The sequence below is a fragment of the Hyphomicrobium sp. D-2 genome (genome assembly GCF_029872155.1).
GTDB lineage: Bacteria > Pseudomonadota > Alphaproteobacteria > Rhizobiales > Hyphomicrobiaceae > Hyphomicrobium_A.
This window is the reverse complement of record NZ_JARXLA010000001.1, coordinates 49,082-66,497: the sequence shown is the minus strand read 5'-3', so window position 1 is coordinate 66,497 and position 17,416 is coordinate 49,082. Positions and strand designations below refer to the sequence as shown.

Here is a 17,416-nt window from a genome sequence, read left to right as displayed (position 1 = left end):
TTCTTGAGAACTTTTTGAAGAACTGCCGTGCCCATTCGTTTTATGAATGAGATGCGCTGTGATTCCCCAACGCGACGACTGTTGGCGCAGGAGATATGACAATTTCGCCGACCGAGAAAAACGATGATCTGTCTCGCGAGGCGCTGCACTGGCTTATCGCGCTGCGCGACGATCCCGATGATCGTCAACTGCGGTCCCGCTTTGAGGCCTGGCTGGCCATCAGCGATGCGCATCAGCGCGCGTGGCAAGAAGCCGAGCATACCTGGAGCCTGCTCGGGAATTTGCCCGAGGCGACGCAGCATCGCGCGACGGGCAAGGCCACGGCGTCGAGCGATCATCGTCGCGATGTGACAGGTGGACGGAGCCTGCACACTGCCGCAACATCCGCAAACAACAGAGGCGTGGCGCGACAGCGACTAGCATTGCGTAGATCCGCTGGCGGCACCGGTCGACATTTCGGCAAGGCATCCGTTGCAGCGGCGTTGGCGGCGGCTTGCATCGCCATCGCTTACCTGCCGACGTTTTCGACCTGGCTTGAGGCGGACTACGCAACCGGCACGGGCGAAGTACGGCGTATAGAACTGGCCGACGGCAGCGAAGTATATCTCGGTGCATCGAGCGCTATCACGGTGGACCTGAGCGCCGAAGCACGGCGTGTCAGTCTTTTATCGGGCCAGGCATTTTTTGAGGTTGCGCCCAACCAGCATCGGCCGTTCGCTGTGATAGGCAATGGCGTCGAGACGAGAGTTCTCGGCACTGCATTCGATGTGCGCGTGTTATCGGACGGCGCGACAATTGCGGTCGATCATGGCAGTGTCGCCGTTGGACAAGTCGGTGCTTCAGCGTCCGACGGCCCTCTGGGGCCGGGCGATTGGGCCCGCGTGGACATTGCCAATGGCGCCATCGAGCGCGGTACCGGCGCAGATGCCGGCGCATGGCGCGATGGCAAGCTGGTTGCTATCGATGAAGAGGTCGACAGCGTCGTTGATGAACTGCGCCGCTACTATTCCGGCCGCATTGTAATCCTGAGCGCGTCGCTTGGACAGCAGCGCGTCAGCGGTGTTTACAGGCTCAACGACCCAATCGCCGCATTGCGGGCCGTAGCGGAAGCGAATGGGGCTTCGGTCCAGCAGATCAGCCCGTGGCTGGTTGTTGTTTACGGCGGCTGATTGATCACGCCATCACCCGCGCTACTCTAAAATTCTTCAAGCCATTTTAGCCGCCATCCATGCGTACGCTGCGCATGGCAGCGGGCAGGTTTGCTGTCGCGCCCATCGCCCGCGCTTGCGAAAAAAGTTCCCTACGGTTGCCATAAATTTTTGAAAACGCCCCGAGCCCGTTCGTTCTTTGCATAGGGGACAGGACATCAGCTGCGCCTGCCCGATGAAAAGTATGTTTGAGGGTGTTTGTGTATGCGTACGCGTATTGAGGGGGCGATCAGCCATAGGCTGGTTGCAGCTTTGCTTGCCGGAGCGGCGCCGGCAGCGCTATCGGTCATCGCACCGGCTATGGCCCAGGAAACGGCGGCGGTTCGCACGTATCAAATTTCCGCCCAGCCTCTCGCCAGCGCGCTGACGAAATTTGGCCAACAGTCGGGCTTGCAGGTTTCAGTCAGTTCGGCGACCGCCAAAGGCCGTACATCGCCAGGCGTTTCCGGCACGTTGTCCGCTGATCAGGCGCTGTCGCAGCTGCTTTCCGGAACGGGTGCAAGCTTCAGGTTTAGCGGCAACGACACGGTTATCATTTCATCCAGCGAGGGCGCGGGCAATGAAACCGGCGCGACCGTCGATGGCGCAATATCTCTTGATACGATTGATGTGAGCGGAGGAGCTGGAGCCCAGCTGCAGGGTTCAGGCTGGCAGCCTGCGCCAGATCAGATCTACGAGACACCAGCCAGCGTTGCACAGATCAATGCCAGCACAATCGCAACCTATGGACACGATCTCAATGACGCGATGCGTTCCGTCGCGGGTGTATATAGCTGGGAGAATGCAGCCCAGCCCGGTATGGCGGTCAACATCCGCGGTCTTGAAGGCATGGGTCGCGTCACCAGCACGATTGACGGTGTGCGGCAGAACTATCGCTTCACCGGTCACGGCCCGGCTGGATACACGTACATCGAACCATCACTGCTGGCAGGCGTCGACATTACCAAGGGCGCTATAACGACAACGGGCGGTGCGGGAACACTGGCCGGATCGGTGAACTATCGCACGCTCGGCATCGATGACGTTCTCAATCCACACGAGAAGGTTGGTGGCATCGTAACGACGACATTCGGCGGCAATGCCAGCGACGACATGTCGATTACCAAAGCCGGCGGTGCGCGATTTGGTGTTGGAGATAATCCCACCGGCGGCAGCGTGTTTGGGGCTGTAAATCTAACAAGCGCCGACGCATACAAGGACGGCGACGACAAGCTCGTCACCAACAGTTGGCGCGATGTGAAATCGGGTCTGTTCAAGTTCTCAGTCTCACCAAACAGCGAGCATCGGCTTGATGTCGGTGGCATTTATTATTCGACGGATTTCAGGGCCAACTTCTACGATCAAACCGTCACCAACAGGACGCTGACAGCGAAGTATGCCTACACACCTGGCAACGATCTCGTCGACCTGCGCATCAACGGCGCCTTCAACGAGACAAGCTCGCAGTGGACGGGTAGCCTGAGCTATGGCGGCCGCATCATCACCAACGAGGGGCTGTCATTTGATATCAGCAACACATCGAAATTCCAGTTCGATCAAGCGGCACTGAAGCTACACTACGGCCTGGAATATTATCGCGACGATTTCTCCGGCAACACGACGGCGGATGCCAACCCGGATGGCGTTTCCAGCGTCGGCGGTGCGTTCGTGCAGGCAACGTTGACGTCTGGAATTTTCGAGTTCATCCCCGGTGTGCGTGTCGACCGGTTCACGATGAAGAGCGCGGGATCGACAGGAAATGTGTCGGATGTCTACTGGACGATTTATGACAGCGTCGCGAATTCCACTAGGGATACTCTGACGCGTCCATCGAACTCCTACTGGAACAATCCAGCGCGCTACACAATTACAGAGTCTCCGTTCAATGCACCATGGCGAGGTGACTTCTCAGTCGACGACACCACGTATGCGGTGAGCCCGAAGGCGACGTTGGCCGTCAAGCCAGTCGATTGGCTGCAGCTCTATGGAACCTACGAGGGGAGCTTCAGGCCACCATCCGTAAATGAAATGTTTTTCGGCGGCTCACACGGCGCCGGAGCAACCGCCAGCTTTCTGCCCAACCCGGCCCTGCAGCCTGAAACGGCCGCAGGCTGGGAGTTCGGCGCCAACATCCTGCGCAATGGCATCCTTACGGATGACGACGCGTTCCGCCTCAAGGCAGCGTGGTATCGCAAGGATGTAGAGGATTTCATTATCGCAAAATGTTTTGCGAGTGCATCCGTATGCTGGTTTCAAAACGCGCCTGGCACCAGCTTGCTGACAGGTTATGAGCTGGAGGCCAGCTACGATATCGGGTGGGGGTTTGCAGCCATCACCTACGCGAAGAATGAGTCAAATCTCACTTTTGGCGATGGCATCGGCGGCATGGGTGAACCAAGCCGGTTGCCTGACGACTACACAACACTGACAGGTGGCATTCGGCTGTTCGACCGCAAGCTGACGCTCGGGGCACGCATGAACGATGTGTCGCAAGGCACACTTGTTGAGGGCGGCACTTGGCAAACGGATGCCTATCGGACGTACGATCTGTTCGCCAACTTCCAGCCATCGGAGCGCTTGAACCTGTTTGCTAACGTGACCAACCTAACCGACGTCGCGTACATGCCGGCAATGTCGCAGGACATGGGCCCGGGTCGGCGGATATTCGGCGGCGCGTCGGTGAAATTCGGCGAAGGCGACTTGTTCGGAAACGGCTCTAACAGCGTGCTGGCCGGCTTGCTGCCGTTTGGTGGTCAAGGTTCAACGGATAGCACAGCGTACGACTGGAGCGGTGTGCGCATCGGACTTGATGGCGGCTATCAGTTCCTTGAAGCTGCGACTGACAAAATCATGGCTCCGGTAGCACGTTTGCCTACAACCGGCTTCCTTGTCGCCAAGGACACCCGTGGCTATTCGGGTCGTCTGCGCGCCGGCGCCGACCGGCAGTTCGCTTCCGGCTTGGTTGTCGGCATCGACGCAGGGCTATCGCTGAGCAACGCTGAGATCAAGGAGAGCGTTGTCTGGAGTGGTACAGTTACCAGTAGCGGCATAGATCGACGTCATTTCGCCGGTATCAATTCCGAGCTCGATTGGAGTGGTGCGGTGAAGGGGCGACTTGGTTACGCAATCGGAAGATACCTGCCGTTCATCACCGGCGGTTTTTCCGCGGCAAAATACAGTCACGAATTTAATTTCTGGACCGGCAGCGGACTAGCCATCACGCCAGCTCCGGCAGTGAACTACAAAGGTGAGACCTATACCGGATGGACAATCGGTGCTGGTCTTGAACATGCGTTGAGCGATAACTGGACAGTGCGTGCGGAATACAGCTTTTCTGATCTCGGCTCCAAAAGCTTTACTTGGTATCAGGCTCCTTTAACACCCGCTGGTCCTTACAACGTGCAAGGGCAGTATCACATGGACCTGAAGCTACATGACTTCAACGTCGGCATCGCCTATCGCTTCTGATCGTTGGTTTCTATCGGTGTGCCGTCGCTGCGCGTCGGCGGCGGCACACCGATCAGGATCAGGAGCCGGTTTCGACCGGCTTCACCAGACCCTGCCGCATGCAGAAATAAACGAGTTCGATATCGGAGCGCACGCCCAGCTTCGATTTGATCTCGTAGTGATAATTCGCAATCGTTTTCGGACTGAGATTGAACGCCGACGCAATTTCATCCGTCGGCTTGGCGTCTAAAATCATACGCAGCACTTCGAACTCGCGCGGGGACAGCTCATCCAGCGCCGTACCTTCGCCGCACAATCTGCTGGTTGCGAACACCTCATTTATTTCCGCGCACAGAGCTGGCCGACCAGCGTACACACTGCGAATTGCACCAACCAGAACTTCGGGCGGACTGCTCTTAGTGACATACCCACGCGCTCCGGCATTGAACGCCTGCTGCGCATAGGTTGCACTGGCATGCATCGTGAAAATCAGAACGCGCGCTTCTGAATTCAGTTGCCGGATCTGACGCACGAGATCGATCCCACCTCGCCCCGGCATGGAAATATCCACCACGACAACATCTGGCCTGGCATCCTTGAACGCCTTGTATCCGCTCGCAGCATCTTCCGCTTCGGCAACGACTTCAATATCGCGGTGCATTTCGATCAGACGCCGATAGCCTTGGCGCACCACGGCGTGGTCATCGACAAGGAGCACGCGAATGTTCGATGTCATCATGCCCCCTGTTGCGTGCATGGGAATTCAATTTCAAGCGCGAAGCCGCCGCCGGACACTGGCGCTGCGGAAAAGGTGCCGCTCAACGCGGCCACCCGCTCCCGCATGCCGACCAGCCCGGCACCAGTACCGGCAGAAGAAACCTCGCGACACCCGACCGCGTGCAGCTTGGGGCTGCCGCCCTCACCCGTGCCGATCCCGTCGTCAGCAATCCGCAGCTGGATCAGCTCATGTCCGTTCGCGCCATTCTTCTGCGACTGGCGCAACACAATCTGCACATTGCGCGCATTAGCGTGTTTGGCAGCGTTTGTGAGCGCCTCCTGCACGATGCGATAGACGTGTGCATTCGTTTCAGCATTCAATCCGTCAAGCGCGCCTTCCAGTTGCAGCGTAAAAAGTGTCGTACCGGCTGCCGTTTTATTATAGTGCGCCACCAGCGCCTCAAGGCTCGCGACAAGACCGAGATCATCAAGCTCCTGTGGCCGCAGATTGGTCAGCGTCCGCCGCACGGTTTGCATCAGGTTTGAGATCACACTTTGCAACGCTGCCGCTTCCGCAGCGAGGCTGCCCTCCTCACGTTCCGCCTTCGTGCGCAATATCGCAGCTTGCGCGTTTAGCGCACTTAGTGTCTGCGCGATTTCATCGTGCAGTTCGCGCGCAATGTGGCGGCGCTCGCGTTCCTGAGCATCAACCAGTCTGCGTGCCAAGCCGGCGCGCTCCACGTTGGCCTTTGTCAACTCCGCGGCGACATAATTGAACACCGCGCTGATGCGATCGAACTGAAGCAGGCGGAACGCGGGCAAGCGAAAAGCCATATCACCGCGGGCCATCCGATTGAGTCCATCCACGATCTGCTTCGTTGGCCGCAGCGCGCGATCTATTACCAGGAATGTCATGAGACACAGCACTGCCACCAGCGCGGCCGCGAATCCCAGCAGAGGCGCGATCCTGTTCCACGCCAGGCTGGCGCTTGCGATCGGCTCATAACGGGCGACGACGCTGCCGTGCACTGTGCCCCTATGGAAAAGCTCGCGCATGGCCGATGCCGACGACCCTTCGCCTGCCACGTTGCGGTAAAGCCAGACAAACCATGCCGGTGCTGACACCGCAGCCCGATCCAGCCCCGCGCAGTTCAGATGCCGGACCTCGCCTGTATTGGTGCGCAATTCAGCACACTGGCCGGACTGCAGCAGCGGTGTCGTCACCAGATCCCAATCCGGAAAACGCTCTGGTATATCCTCGACGCGGCCGTACATCGAAAAGCGATGATCCATCTGCCGCCCGACACCGTCCACAAGCTCAAGGTTTTGACGCTTGGTGGCCAGTGCACTTTGATAGATCAGCAGTAGCGCGCCGACGATCAGACATGCCATGGCGACTAACGCGATCCTTCTGATCAGCAGCCACTTCAAGTCCATGCAAAGCGATCCCAGGCATCAGCATTCAGGCGAGGCTATGCTCTGCTTCCCTGCATGTGAAGCGTTCCGCGCTATCGTCGGGAAATTTGCCCAACGGTCCGCATGGGCATCGCCGTTGCCATCGCCCCGGCGGGATAACACCCTGCCCGCAGCGGATCTTGAGCACTTTGCGGTTCAGCCCGTCGGCAAAGCAGAATGCGCATTGGGGCAAGGTGCAGCGTGGAACAGGCTGAAGCATACCGTGCCGAGGATGACAGCTTGCGGCAACGCAAGCCTCAAGTCAGCAGTGCCTTTCCGCTGGCGTTGCTGCTCCTGACCGCCGTGTTGCTGGCGTTGCTGGGTTTTGGACTGAAGCAGGCGAGTTCTTCTGACAACAATCTCAAAGCGCTTCTTGCCAGCCTCGAAACAGCTCTCTGCATCGAAAAAACCCAGCAACCGGTTTCGACACAGTCGCCGCATCACCCGACCAGAGATCAGCTCGCCAACCATTAGCAAAAAACGCACTCAGGAGGATCTGATGAAACCCATGCTCGCCGCGCTCGCCTTCATGGCGATCACTTGCCCCGTGTTCGCCCACGGCACAGCCGACGGCGCCAAGGAATTGAACCCTAGCGATATCGTCTTCCGCGATGATCCTGCATTCCCGAATGGCGGCCAGACTGCCCTCATCCATGGCGATCCGGACAAACCAGGACTGTTCATCCTGCGCATCAAGTTTCCGCCCAACTACATCGTGCCGCCGCACACGCATCCGGGCTTCGAAACCGTCACCGTGCTTTCCGGTGCGATGGGGAGTGGAATGGGCGAAAAGACCGATTTGACCAAGGGCAAAATGCTTGAAGCCGGGGGCATTCTTGCGCTGCCGGCTAACCACGCGCACTACGTTTGGACCACGGATCGGGAGACCATCATTCAGGTCGCGGCCATCGGGCCGTTTGACCTGATTTACATCAATCCTGAGGACGATCCGCGCAAGAAGGCAGCCAAGAAATAGCCAGGTAGCATCCCGCCGGGTCAGGGGGCGCTTCCCCGATCCCGGCGGGAGGTGCGCACACCTCCGGTGGGCGGCGCGCCTGTTCGAAAGCAACCTGTGGCTGGCCGCGCGCCATGCAGCGACGCGCGGTCAGCCAACCTTTTCTGACGCTGGCTCGGGCGACAGCTCCGCAAGTTTTCCCGGTCGCCCGTTTTCTTCGTCAGCTCCCGGCATCGGCGGTATCTTGCCGGTTATGTTCGGCCATAGTTCAGAGTATTTGCGATTGATCTCCAGCCACTGCTCCGTGGCCTGCGGTTCGCTATCCGAGAAAATCGCCTCGGCCGGACACTCCGGCACGCACACCCCGCAGTCGATGCACTCGTCCGGATGAATGACGAGCATGTTCTCGCCTTCATAAAAGCAGTCGACCGGGCACACTTCCACGCAGTCCGTATATTTGCATTTGATGCAATTTTCGGTGACGACATAGGTCATTGTCGCTTCCCAATTACTTCGGGCCGTTTTACGGCGTCACACTCACTGGCTGCCCTCTGCTTCCGCCAGCCGCATACTCTCAACAGCTTCCCGATGCAGCGCAATTCCCATCTGTAGCGACTGCGCAATCCGCTCCGCCCTGTCGATGAAAACAGCTGCAGCCGGTGGTTCGCAAACTTCCGCCGCCGTTGCGCGGAACAGCGCCAGCCAATGTTCGAAGTGCGCGCCGTTCAGCTCCGTTATGCGGGCGTGGACCGGCATCGGGCGTCCTTTATAACGACCCGACATCAACACCACTGACGACCAGAAGGCGCACATTTTCTCCAGATGCTCAGGCCAGTCATCGATACGGGCAGCAAAGATCGGCCCTAGCGTTGGGTCCTGCTGCACACGGCCGTAAAAGCTGTGCACTAGGGTATGGATAGTCGCGTCCGTGATACCAACGGCAAAACCCGGCGATCTAGGATCTGCTGTCCAATGTATTTCAGCGGATGGTGCACGTTCCATCACCAAGTCCTTAATTTGGAGTCACCGACGCTGTCCGGAGCACCGATGACCTAACTTCTGGAGCTGCTTGTGCGGTCCGCAGCATATCATGCATATCTAATGCATCATATAGCGCTAGCCGTCCATTTGCATGAGTGTCCCAGGTATCAACTCCATGTGAGCCGTGCCACCGATTGGATCAATCCATTGCCGCTGCGCGTTATCAGCGAAGGCCTGCAATATTTGGCCCCTCTGACGCTTCATTTCGGGCAAAACCCCATGGCAACCAAATCAGTCCGCCGGCAGCAATCAATCGCTCTCAAACGTGTCTACGATAGTCCCTCCGCGAATGACGGCTTGCGCGTTCTTGTTGACAGGCTCTGGCCGAGAGGCCTCAGCAAAGACGCGGCGAAGGTTGATGTCTGGATAAAGGAAGTCGCCCTGAGCGCGGAACTCCGCAAATGGTTCAATCATGAGCCGGAGCGCTGGACCGAGTTCAAACACCGCTACCGACAGGAGCTCGCAGCCAACGTCGACGCGATCGAGCATCTAAGAGAACTGTCGAAAACAAAACCGCTGACACTGCTGTTCGCTGCGCACGACACCGAACACAACAATGCCGTCGTGCTGCTCGATTTCCTGCAGCACAGCCCTGCGCCCCATTCACGCGCAGCTCAGGCTTAACCGCGCTGAACTACCAAAGACGCACGACGCCGAAGTGGATCAGCGTGATGCCAAGAATCAGAATTGCAAGGAAAACTGCCCGTCTGCCCGGATCGGCGTATTTATGATCGCGATCCTCTCTATTACTGTTAAGCATTGCTCCGGCTCCGCTTAGAAAAAGCTCATCGCTGCTTAAAAATAATGCGGCCTGCCCAACTTTGTTCAGGCGCCATCGTCTTACGATAGTCACGATCACGAAATTTCTATAAAAAATCAGTCGCGCTAATATCCCACTGGGCTATACGATGCAGCAGGCAGCCTCTGATGACATTCGGCTGCCGCACTCTCATATTATATCGCGTAACGATACGCACAAGAGATCCAATATGGCGAAAGCACCTGCGCGCAAAACGTTTCCAAAGAAAAGCTACGAAGCCCTCGCCGATTTCCGGCATGCACTCCGACAGTTCTTCGCGTTCAGTGAGCAGGAAGCCAATTCCGCAGGATTAAGCCCCCAGCAATATCAGGCACTGCTGGCGATCAAGGGCTCAGCGAAGGGCAACGACATCGGCATCCAGGAAATCGCCGACCGGCTGCTCATTCGCCATCACACTGCCGTTGAGCTGGTGGATCGCCTGGTGCGTAACGGCTTCGTCACCCGCATCAAAGATAAGTCGGATCTGCGGCGCGTTCAGGTGCGTTTGACCGCGAAGACCGAGCGGGTGATGGACAAGCTTGCCGCAGCGCACCTGCGCGAACTCAAGGGCATTCGGCCCGCTCTCGACCAACTGCTCGATCAGTTCGACTGAGGCTTCAGAAGTCGGTGGAAAAATCGCTGCAAAGCCAGCCGTAAGCGCCCTGTTCGGCGCGCAAACAAGCACGGCTCCCATATCAAATGGGCGCCGACAGCAACGAAGTATCGTGCGGAAAATGGGAAGCGATGATGTCTGCGTTTGCAGAATGCGGTCCAGCCGCTTTCCTGGCGCGCCGCTGAGCCCCTATGGCGGGTCCGGCGTGGATGGCTCGCCGGGCCCGCAAAGGGGCGCTCTTTGGCGTGAGGGCGCCACAAGCGGGATAATTTCCCCAGGTCGTCTTCCCGCACCCCTTAGTTAGCACAATTTAGAATGCTTTGAATTGAAAAACGCCGAGGGCCATCAATCCGGCATCGGGATGTGGCGATCCTGGCACGGCCGTCGATCAGGTCCCGCCCGATCCACATCCGGAGCTCCTGCCTGCGCCACCGGTCATTGAAACATGGCATTGACAAAACGGCAGAACCGGACAGACTCTCAGCATGGCAAGACTGCAAACGAGCACAACCCGGGTCGTTTTGATCGCGGAATTTTAGCCCTGGGGCTCGGTCGCGTGCGCCCCGAGTTCCAGGGGCTTTTCGGGCTTTGCGTTTTCGCCAACTAGCCCACAGGCGCCTTCAAAAAATCATCGGCCGACTGGCGTATCGTACCGCCAGAATATTTGCGCATTCACCTGGAGCAGACGGACTATGGCTGACGTTTCGAATCCGCAGAACAAGCCTGCCATCATGGTCAGCGACGTTGACTATAAGCGATTGAGCGACCTCGCCGTGGCCGCCCTCGAACGCATGCCTGCAGTGGCTGAAGTGCTGCTGGCCGAAATGGACCGCGCCGAAGTTGTGGCTTCCACGACAATTCCCGCCAATGTTGTGCAGATGCAGTCGACGGTGAACTATCGCTCTGATGCGGGTGAAGAACGCCGCGTGACCCTCGTATATCCGGCTGAGGCTGACATCGCCCAGGGCCGCATTTCCATCATGACGCCGATCGGATCGGCGCTTATCGGCCTGTCTACCGGCCAGTCGATCGCGTGGACGACCCGCGACGGCCAGCGCCATGAACTCACGGTCGTGAGTGTCGAGCAGCCGAGCACCCTGCTGGCCGGCTAGCATCCACCGATGCACAAAAAATAAGGCCGCCCCGCAGTCGAGCGGAGCGGCCTTTTTTATTAGTGCGTCCTGTACATTGGGCTCGACTATGGGCCCTGCTCGATCTGGCTTGGGGGGACGATCCCTGCGCTGATTGCCAGCCAGACGAGATGCGCGTCGTTCGCCGCACCGATCTTTGCCTTGATGGCATAATGGTGATTGCGAACGGTTTTGTGACTGAGATTGAGAAGTTCGGCGATTGTCTCGCTGCTGAGGCCGGTTGCCAGCATCCGCAGAATTTCGGTCTCGCGCGCGGACAGATCGCCGATACCGGAACTGCCGCCGCCGAGCCGATCAGCAGCGAGCGCCTGCGCAATATCTTCACTCATCGCGCGACCACCGCGTGCCACAATCTCAACCGCACGGATGAGCTCGTCCGGCGGGCTGCTTTTGGTTATGTAGCCGCTGGCACCGGCATCAAACGCCTTCAGTGCATACGCAGCACCCTGATGCATGCTGAACACCAGCACGCGCGCATTCTTGTCCCATTCCCGGATGCGGCGCAGCGCTTCCAGGCCACTTGCCCCACCCAGCAAGGTCAAGTCCATGATGACGACATCAGGCGTGTGCTTCTTGTAAGCCAGATACGCCTGCGCAACATCCTCCGCTTCAGCCGAGACGCTGAAACGCCCACGCTGCTCAAGCAACCGACGATAGCCTTCCCGCACCACCGGATGATCGTCGACAAGAAGAATTGAAATGCCGCTCATGCGCAAAGCCCCGACGCACCCAGCGGCACGGTCGCAGTGATGCGGATGCCTTGCCGGCCGCTGACTATCGACATTGCGCCACCCAATGCAGCAAGGCGTTCACGGATGCCAATGATGCCATGGCCGAAAGAGGTTTGAATTCGGCTTGCATCACCACCGCCATCGTCCTCAATCGTCAGCGCCAGTTCCGAAGCAATACTGCCGGCGATCTCAAGGCGCACCGTGACCTCTGATGGCTTGCCATGCTTCGACGCATTGGTCAGACATTCCTGCACGATACGATAGACATCGATAGCAGCCCGTTTAGGCAGCTCTGCAAGGTCGCTGACAATCTGAAGACGATATACCGTGCCGGCTTTCGTCTGCCGGTTAAAGTCGCTCACGAGCTGCCGAAGACTTGCTTCCAGGCCCACTTCCTCGATGCTTTGCGAACGCAACCGCACCAGTGTGGTGCGCAGTGTATCCATGATCTGCTGCTGGGTACGCAGGATTGAGCGCGCGTCTTCGGCTATGTCGGGTCGGTTTTCCGGAGCGTTGGTCTCGATCAACGCTGCCAGCGCCGAAGTTGCTGCGAAGGCTTGCCCGAATTCATCGTGCAGGTCGCGGGCCAGCGCCCGGCGCTCGTCTTCCTGCACCTGAAACAGCTGCGCCGTCAGTGCTAGACGCTCGGCATTCGTCTGCTGCAAACGGTCCGCGAGCCGATTGACAGCATCGGCGATGTGGTTGAACTCGGCGCTTTTGAAACGTCCGATCGGTCGGCGTAACCATCCATCTTCCAGTTTGTGCAGCGCTTCGACGATGGTATTAGCAGGCAACAAAGCATGCCCGATCATAAACGCCGCGAGCAGTGCAATGCCAGCCGCCATCAGCACTGACACACGCACTACGGTCGAAATCTCATGCCATGCGCGCCGCAGCGATGCGCTCTGATCCGCATAGGTGATCACGAGCCCGGCGTCCTTTTCACGTATCGACAAATATTGCTGCACAGGCTGATGCGCGCCGAACAACGTCATGTAAGCACTGCTGAACCAATCCGGTGGAAGCGGTCCCAGCGCTTCAAGCTGACTGCACACCGTGCGCACATCGCGCTGCGGCGGACCATAGGTTACGCAAACGCCGGGCGAAATCAGGCTTTGAGTTGAGAGCGTCTCCCACTCCATCCGGGACATGATGTGCTGCCAGTGCAGCATCTGCAGATGCTGCCCCATACGCTCCGAAGTGGCGGCGACGTCAGCTTCAATTTCGCGGTACGTATCGCGGATGAGCCACCCCACCGTGACGGCGAGGCACAGCAGCACGATGGCCGCGAGACGTATCAACAGAAGCGTTAAAAGGCGCATGTTTCTTCCCCAGTTGGGGGCGATGCTGCCACAGAATGCCGGTGGATTAGAAGCTGCGGACCGCTTCAGCGGGCAATTTGCCCTGAGCGCAACACATGTTTTACGGCCATATGTCAGCCTGAACCGGCAATCCCTCAGGTCCGGCGGCCCACCATCAGGACGGGGCGGTATAGGGTAAACGGCGTATGGCAACTGTACGTTTACAGCCCGGCAACAGCCCCAAGGGGGCAGCAACGGCTTATGCAGCTGCGAAGGCCAGTGAGCGACCCAGCCGGAGCACCGCCGCCCCCAAAAATCACGCTGCACCGCCGCAATCCATATCCCCGCAACTGGCGACGCTGGTGACCGCGCCGCCCGAGGGCGAGGAGTGGGTGCACGAAATCAAATACGACGGCTATCGCGCAATCGCTGCCATCGGCGACGGAACGTGCCACATTTACACGCGCTCGGGCCAGGACTGGACCCACAAGTTCCAGCCGATCGCTACGGCGCTGCTGAGCCTGCGTGTAAGCAGCGCGCTGCTGGATGGTGAAATCGTTGCGCTGGATGCCGAGGGCCGCTCGCGCTTCCAACTGCTGCAGAACGGCCTGCGCCAGAGCAACGCTCCTCTGACGTACTATGTTTTCGATCTGCTCGAACTCGACGGCAAGGATCTGCGCGCCGAACCGTTGCGCGAGCGCAAGGAAATTCTGCGCAAACTGCTCAAGGGTGCGCCGGACGCGATCCGTTACAGCGCCGACATTGCCGGACACGGCCGCGACGTACTGAGCGAATGCTGCCGCCTTGGTCTTGAGGGCATCATCTCAAAGCGTGCCGACAAACCTTATGTCTCGGCGCGCTCAATGGGATGGCTGAAATCGAAATGCCTCGGCAACGATGAATTCGTGATCGGCGGCTATCGCGTCTCGGACAAGAAGGGCCGCCCATTCGCTTCGCTGCTGCTGGGCGAGTTTGTCGATGGCGAGTTGCATTATCGCGGCCGTGTCGGCACCGGCTTCGACACCGCGATGCTGGATCAGCTCGGCGCGAAGTTGCACAGGCTCGAACGCAAGACCAGCCCGTTCGTAGACGCTCCGCGGGAAGTGCTGCGCGATGCCCGCTGGGTGAAGCCGGAACTTGTGGCGCAGATCGCGTTTACTGAAAGAACCGCCGACGGCATTCTTCGCCATCCGGCCTTTCTTGGACTGCGCGGCGACAAGCCCGCCAGAGAGGTGCAAACGCCAATGGCCCGATCTTCGACACAGGCTGCGGTTAAAAAGGCACCAGCCCCAAAGAAGCCCGCGAAAAAAGCTCCGGCAACGAAGCGTCCACCGCAGAAGGCGCCGGGCCGGAACACCACGCCGGTAAAAGCGCCGCGCAAATCCAGCGTGAAAGACGCGCCAGAATCCGCCGAGGGCAGCATAGCCGGTGTGAAGCTTACGCATCCCCAGCGCGTGCTGTTTCCCGATGAAGGCATCACCAAGCTTGATCTCGCCGCGTATTTTTTTGCGGCTAGCGGGCGCATGCTGCCCTATGTGCAGGAGCGCCCGCTCAGCATCGTGCGCTGCCCTGAAGGCATCGCTGATCAGTGCTTCTTCCAGAAGCACACCAAGAAGGGGCTGCCCGGCGCGCTCAAATCTGTTCCGGTCACTGAGAGCGACGGCGCTATTGCGCAGTATCTGATGCTCGACGATGCAGCGGGATTGGTCGCTGTGGCGCAGATCGGCGGGATCGAAATCCATCCATGGGGTGCTACGGCCGACAACCTTGAACACCCCGAGCGGCTGATATTCGATCTCGATCCGGACCCAAGTGTTGCATTCAGCGATGTGGCTGAAGCCGCCAGCGACATTCGCAAGCTGTTGCAGACCGCAGGGCTGACAAGCTTTCCGTTGCTGACCGGCGGCAAAGGCGTTCACGTCATCGCGCCGCTGGACCAAAGCCAAGACTGGGAAACGGTGAAAGGCTTTGCGCGCGGGTTTGCGACCAAACTGGCCGACAGCGAACCGCAGCGCTTCACAGCGACGATGTCCAAGGCGAAACGGCGCGGGCGCATTTTCATCGATTGGCTGCGCAACGAGCGCGGTGCCACCGCCATCGCGCCTTACTCGCCGCGGGCGCGTGCCACCGCCAGCGTGGCGGCGCCGGTGACGTGGAGCGAACTGATCAAGATTGAGACGGCGAACGCATTCACCATCCCGACAATGTTGCAGCGGTTGCGCAAAAACAGTGACCCGTGGGCGAAATACACCACCACGCGGCAGCACATTTCAGAGCAGGCGCTGAGTTTCTTTGCCTGATGCCGACGCCTGATTGCTTGCAATCGGCACGGCAATTTCGGCTTCAGCCGCGTCGTCATCGCCCAACTCAGGCCGTCCACTGCCGGTAACACTCGCCGCAGTTTTTGCCGCCACCACGCCTGACTGCACGCGCTGGCTTTGTTCCGCAGCAACACGGCCGACGTGCTCGGTTTTTTCCCAGTAGTGCGGTGCCCATAGCAACTCCAGCAACGCGCGATGCGCCGCGAACGAGATCAGCAGCCAATAGGCCGGCATCATCAACGCATGGGCTGCAAGATCGAGACGGGAGCGCCGGGCCGCCGCCACGGTGCCAAGCGCAATGGCGCTGACATAGCCGACGGACAGATTCAGCAAACCGACGCCGAGCAGTGCCTGCCCAACTGCGCCTTGCGGCAAGGTGAGCATGCGGCCAGACCAGAGCTCGAACGCGAGCAGCAGATAGAACCACGGGTGCACCAGCGCCGACAGGATCATGCCGCCCATCAGCACCTGAAAGCCCGCGAAGCGACGGGCGCCCAGCTCGCGCCACAGCGCGCCCGGTTCACGCATGTGCACGCCGTAGGTCTGCATCCAGCCTTTGAGCCAGCGCGTGCGCTGACCTTTCCAGACGCGGAACGTGGTCGGTGCTTCCTCCCAGGTGGTCGAAGGTATTACGCCGACATCCCAGCCACGGCGGGCAAGACGCATTCCGAGATCGGCATCTTCGGTTACGTTGTATGGGTCCCAGCCGCCGACATCATCAAGCACGTGGCGCGGAAAATGGTTGGACGTGCCGCCCAATGGAACCGGCAGACGCAGGCGGTCCAGCGTCGGCAGGATGGCGTCGAACAGCGCGGTGTATTCGATGGTGAACTGGCGCGAGAACCAGCTCAGGTTTGAATTGTGAATGTTGAGACGCGCCTGCACACATCCGAGACGCTCGCCACCGTTCTGGAGCGCTGACAACGCGCGGCGCAGCTGATCAGGCTCGGGCTCGTCCTCGGCATCGTAGACGACGACATAAGCGCCCTTGGCAAACTGCAGCGCATATTGCGTTGCGCGCGGCTTGGTGCGCGGTTCACCGCCCGGCACGACAACGATCTGCATATGCGGATCAAGCTGAGCACGCCGCAACGCCACCTGCGTGTCTATGTCGACCTCTTCGGCGATCAGCATGATTTCGAGGCGATCGGCTGGATAGTCGAGCGCGCGCAGGGCGGCGACGAGGCCGGGAATGACCGCAGTCTCGCGGAACAGCGGCACCAGGATGGTATAGACCGGCAGCTCACCATCCGCCGGAGGCAGCGGCTGCGCCTGGACGGGCCGATGCAGGCAAACGTGCGCCAGCGCGGCGACACGGACGGCGACCACGCACACAAACGGCACCAGCATGATTGCCAGCAGCGCATAAAGCGTCGCTTCCGGCGCGAAAATCGCGCCTGTCGAGGCGGCCACCAGCATGACCAGCAGCGCAAAGCTTTGCCACGGCCAGAGGCCATAACAGGCCGAGTATGCGGGATTTTTCTGCTTCAGTGCATCGACGGCCGTGCGCAGATGCCGATGACGGGTCGCCTGCAAGGCTTCAGCATCCGCCTCAGCCCGGGCCCCCACATGCACGCTATCGCCGGTGGTTGATCCACCGCTTTTTCTGGTCGAATTACTCAGCACAACGGCCCTCCCCCCGGTGAGCCAGACGCCATCTTGCCATAGTATGGCGTTTCACCATAGTGAGCGCGACTC

General features: G+C 59.4%; 16 protein-coding genes. 8 read left to right on the top strand and 8 right to left on the bottom strand.

Features of this window, described 5'->3' with window-relative positions:
• Nucleotides 1–95: 95 nt before the first annotated feature.
• Nucleotides 96–1,169 carry a FecR domain-containing protein gene (locus QEZ49_RS00275; RefSeq protein WP_280383089.1) on the top strand — a complete coding sequence of 358 codons (1,074 nt, stop codon included), beginning with the start codon at nucleotides 96–98 and terminating at the stop codon, nucleotides 1,167–1,169.
• Between the two features lie 243 nt (nucleotides 1,170–1,412).
• Nucleotides 1,413–4,655 carry a TonB-dependent receptor gene (locus tag QEZ49_RS00270; RefSeq protein ID WP_280383087.1) on the top strand — a complete coding sequence of 1,081 codons (3,243 nt, stop codon included), beginning with the start codon at nucleotides 1,413–1,415 and terminating at the stop codon, nucleotides 4,653–4,655.
• Between the two features lie 58 nt (nucleotides 4,656–4,713).
• On the opposite strand, the gene QEZ49_RS00265 is transcribed toward QEZ49_RS00270, so the two are convergent.
• Both QEZ49_RS00265 and QEZ49_RS00260 read right to left on the bottom strand, forming a co-directional pair.
• Nucleotides 4,714–5,373, bottom strand: a complete 660-nt coding sequence (locus QEZ49_RS00265; protein WP_280383675.1) for a response regulator transcription factor — start codon at nucleotides 5,371–5,373, stop codon at nucleotides 4,714–4,716.
• On the bottom strand, nucleotides 5,370–6,788 hold the full coding sequence (locus QEZ49_RS00260; RefSeq protein ID WP_280383085.1) for a sensor histidine kinase: 1,419 nt from the start codon (nucleotides 6,786–6,788) through the stop codon (nucleotides 5,370–5,372). The genes QEZ49_RS00265 and QEZ49_RS00260 overlap by 4 nt, the downstream gene beginning before the upstream one ends.
• A gap of 219 nt (nucleotides 6,789–7,007) precedes the next feature.
• Between QEZ49_RS00260 and QEZ49_RS00255 the strand changes: the two genes are divergently transcribed.
• Entirely contained in the window at nucleotides 7,008–7,280 is a 273-nt protein-coding gene (locus QEZ49_RS00255; protein WP_280383082.1) for a hypothetical protein, read from the top strand.
• Nucleotides 7,281–7,305: 25 nt separating this feature from the next.
• Nucleotides 7,306–7,782: a cupin domain-containing protein gene (locus QEZ49_RS00250; RefSeq protein ID WP_280383080.1), complete on the top strand. Its 477-nt coding sequence runs from the start codon at nucleotides 7,306–7,308 to the stop codon at nucleotides 7,780–7,782.
• 129 nt (nucleotides 7,783–7,911) lie between these two features.
• Here QEZ49_RS00250 and fdxA read toward each other — a convergent pair whose 3' ends face one another.
• Together fdxA and QEZ49_RS00240 are read right to left on the bottom strand one after the other, a co-directional pair.
• Nucleotides 7,912–8,256, bottom strand: coding sequence for a ferredoxin FdxA (gene fdxA / locus QEZ49_RS00245; protein WP_280383078.1), 345 nt, complete (start codon nucleotides 8,254–8,256; stop codon nucleotides 7,912–7,914).
• 42 nt (nucleotides 8,257–8,298) lie between these two features.
• Nucleotides 8,299–8,667 (bottom strand): group III truncated hemoglobin, encoded by a 369-nt coding sequence (locus QEZ49_RS00240; RefSeq protein ID WP_348534771.1) that lies wholly within the window; start codon nucleotides 8,665–8,667, stop codon nucleotides 8,299–8,301.
• Nucleotides 8,668–8,919: 252 nt separating this feature from the next.
• Here QEZ49_RS00240 and QEZ49_RS00235 point away from each other — a divergent pair, with 252 nt between their 5' ends.
• Entirely contained in the window at nucleotides 8,920–9,426 is a 507-nt protein-coding gene (locus QEZ49_RS00235; RefSeq protein ID WP_348534770.1) for a DUF488 domain-containing protein, read from the top strand.
• Between the two features lie 10 nt (nucleotides 9,427–9,436).
• Here QEZ49_RS00235 and QEZ49_RS00230 read toward each other — a convergent pair whose 3' ends face one another.
• A complete protein-coding gene (locus QEZ49_RS00230) occupies nucleotides 9,437–9,661 on the bottom strand; it encodes a hypothetical protein (protein WP_280383073.1) in 225 nt (74 codons plus the stop codon).
• Between the two features lie 130 nt (nucleotides 9,662–9,791).
• Between QEZ49_RS00230 and QEZ49_RS00225 the strand changes: the two genes are divergently transcribed.
• Both QEZ49_RS00225 and rnk read left to right on the top strand, forming a co-directional pair.
• The gene (locus tag QEZ49_RS00225; RefSeq protein ID WP_068463412.1) at nucleotides 9,792–10,214 is read left to right on the top strand and encodes a MarR family winged helix-turn-helix transcriptional regulator; all 423 of its coding nucleotides are present in this window, start codon (nucleotides 9,792–9,794) and stop codon (nucleotides 10,212–10,214) included.
• 692 nt (nucleotides 10,215–10,906) lie between these two features.
• Entirely contained in the window at nucleotides 10,907–11,326 is a 420-nt protein-coding gene (gene rnk, locus QEZ49_RS00220) for a nucleoside diphosphate kinase regulator (protein ID WP_280383070.1), read from the top strand.
• 86 nt (nucleotides 11,327–11,412) lie between these two features.
• Here rnk and QEZ49_RS00215 read toward each other — a convergent pair whose 3' ends face one another.
• Both QEZ49_RS00215 and QEZ49_RS00210 read right to left on the bottom strand, forming a co-directional pair.
• Complete coding sequence (locus tag QEZ49_RS00215; protein WP_280383068.1) at nucleotides 11,413–12,075, bottom strand: response regulator transcription factor; 663 nt, start codon at nucleotides 12,073–12,075, stop codon at nucleotides 11,413–11,415.
• Complete coding sequence (locus QEZ49_RS00210) at nucleotides 12,072–13,418, bottom strand: histidine kinase (RefSeq protein WP_280383066.1); 1,347 nt, start codon at nucleotides 13,416–13,418, stop codon at nucleotides 12,072–12,074. Before QEZ49_RS00210 ends, QEZ49_RS00215 begins: the two co-directional genes overlap by 4 nt.
• 185 nt (nucleotides 13,419–13,603) lie before the next feature.
• Here QEZ49_RS00210 and ligD point away from each other — a divergent pair, with 185 nt between their 5' ends.
• On the top strand, nucleotides 13,604–15,697 hold the full coding sequence (gene ligD, locus QEZ49_RS00205; protein WP_280383064.1) for a DNA ligase D: 2,094 nt from the start codon (nucleotides 13,604–13,606) through the stop codon (nucleotides 15,695–15,697).
• On the opposite strand, the gene QEZ49_RS00200 is transcribed toward ligD, so the two are convergent.
• The gene (locus QEZ49_RS00200) at nucleotides 15,668–17,344 is read right to left on the bottom strand and encodes a glycosyltransferase (protein WP_280383062.1); all 1,677 of its coding nucleotides are present in this window, start codon (nucleotides 17,342–17,344) and stop codon (nucleotides 15,668–15,670) included. The two genes, ligD and QEZ49_RS00200, sit on opposite strands and share 30 nt — an antisense overlap.
• Nucleotides 17,345–17,416: the final 72 nt, after the last annotated feature.

Coding starts and splice junctions, on each gene's coding strand:
- QEZ49_RS00275 (WP_280383089.1), top strand. CDS start 96: ATGACAATTTCGCCGACCGAGAAAAACGATGATCTGTCTCGCGAGGCG.
- QEZ49_RS00270 (WP_280383087.1), top strand. CDS start 1,413: ATGCGTACGCGTATTGAGGGGGCGATCAGCCATAGGCTGGTTGCAGCT.
- QEZ49_RS00265 (WP_280383675.1), bottom strand. CDS start 5,373: ATGATGACATCGAACATTCGCGTGCTCCTTGTCGATGACCACGCCGTG.
- QEZ49_RS00260 (WP_280383085.1), bottom strand. CDS start 6,788: ATGGACTTGAAGTGGCTGCTGATCAGAAGGATCGCGTTAGTCGCCATG.
- QEZ49_RS00250 (WP_280383080.1), top strand. CDS start 7,306: ATGAAACCCATGCTCGCCGCGCTCGCCTTCATGGCGATCACTTGCCCC.
- fdxA (WP_280383078.1), bottom strand. CDS start 8,256: ATGACCTATGTCGTCACCGAAAATTGCATCAAATGCAAATATACGGAC.
- QEZ49_RS00225 (WP_068463412.1), top strand. CDS start 9,792: ATGGCGAAAGCACCTGCGCGCAAAACGTTTCCAAAGAAAAGCTACGAA.
- rnk (WP_280383070.1), top strand. CDS start 10,907: ATGGCTGACGTTTCGAATCCGCAGAACAAGCCTGCCATCATGGTCAGC.
- QEZ49_RS00215 (WP_280383068.1), bottom strand. CDS start 12,075: ATGAGCGGCATTTCAATTCTTCTTGTCGACGATCATCCGGTGGTGCGG.
- QEZ49_RS00210 (WP_280383066.1), bottom strand. CDS start 13,418: ATGCGCCTTTTAACGCTTCTGTTGATACGTCTCGCGGCCATCGTGCTG.
- ligD (WP_280383064.1), top strand. CDS start 13,604: ATGGCAACTGTACGTTTACAGCCCGGCAACAGCCCCAAGGGGGCAGCA.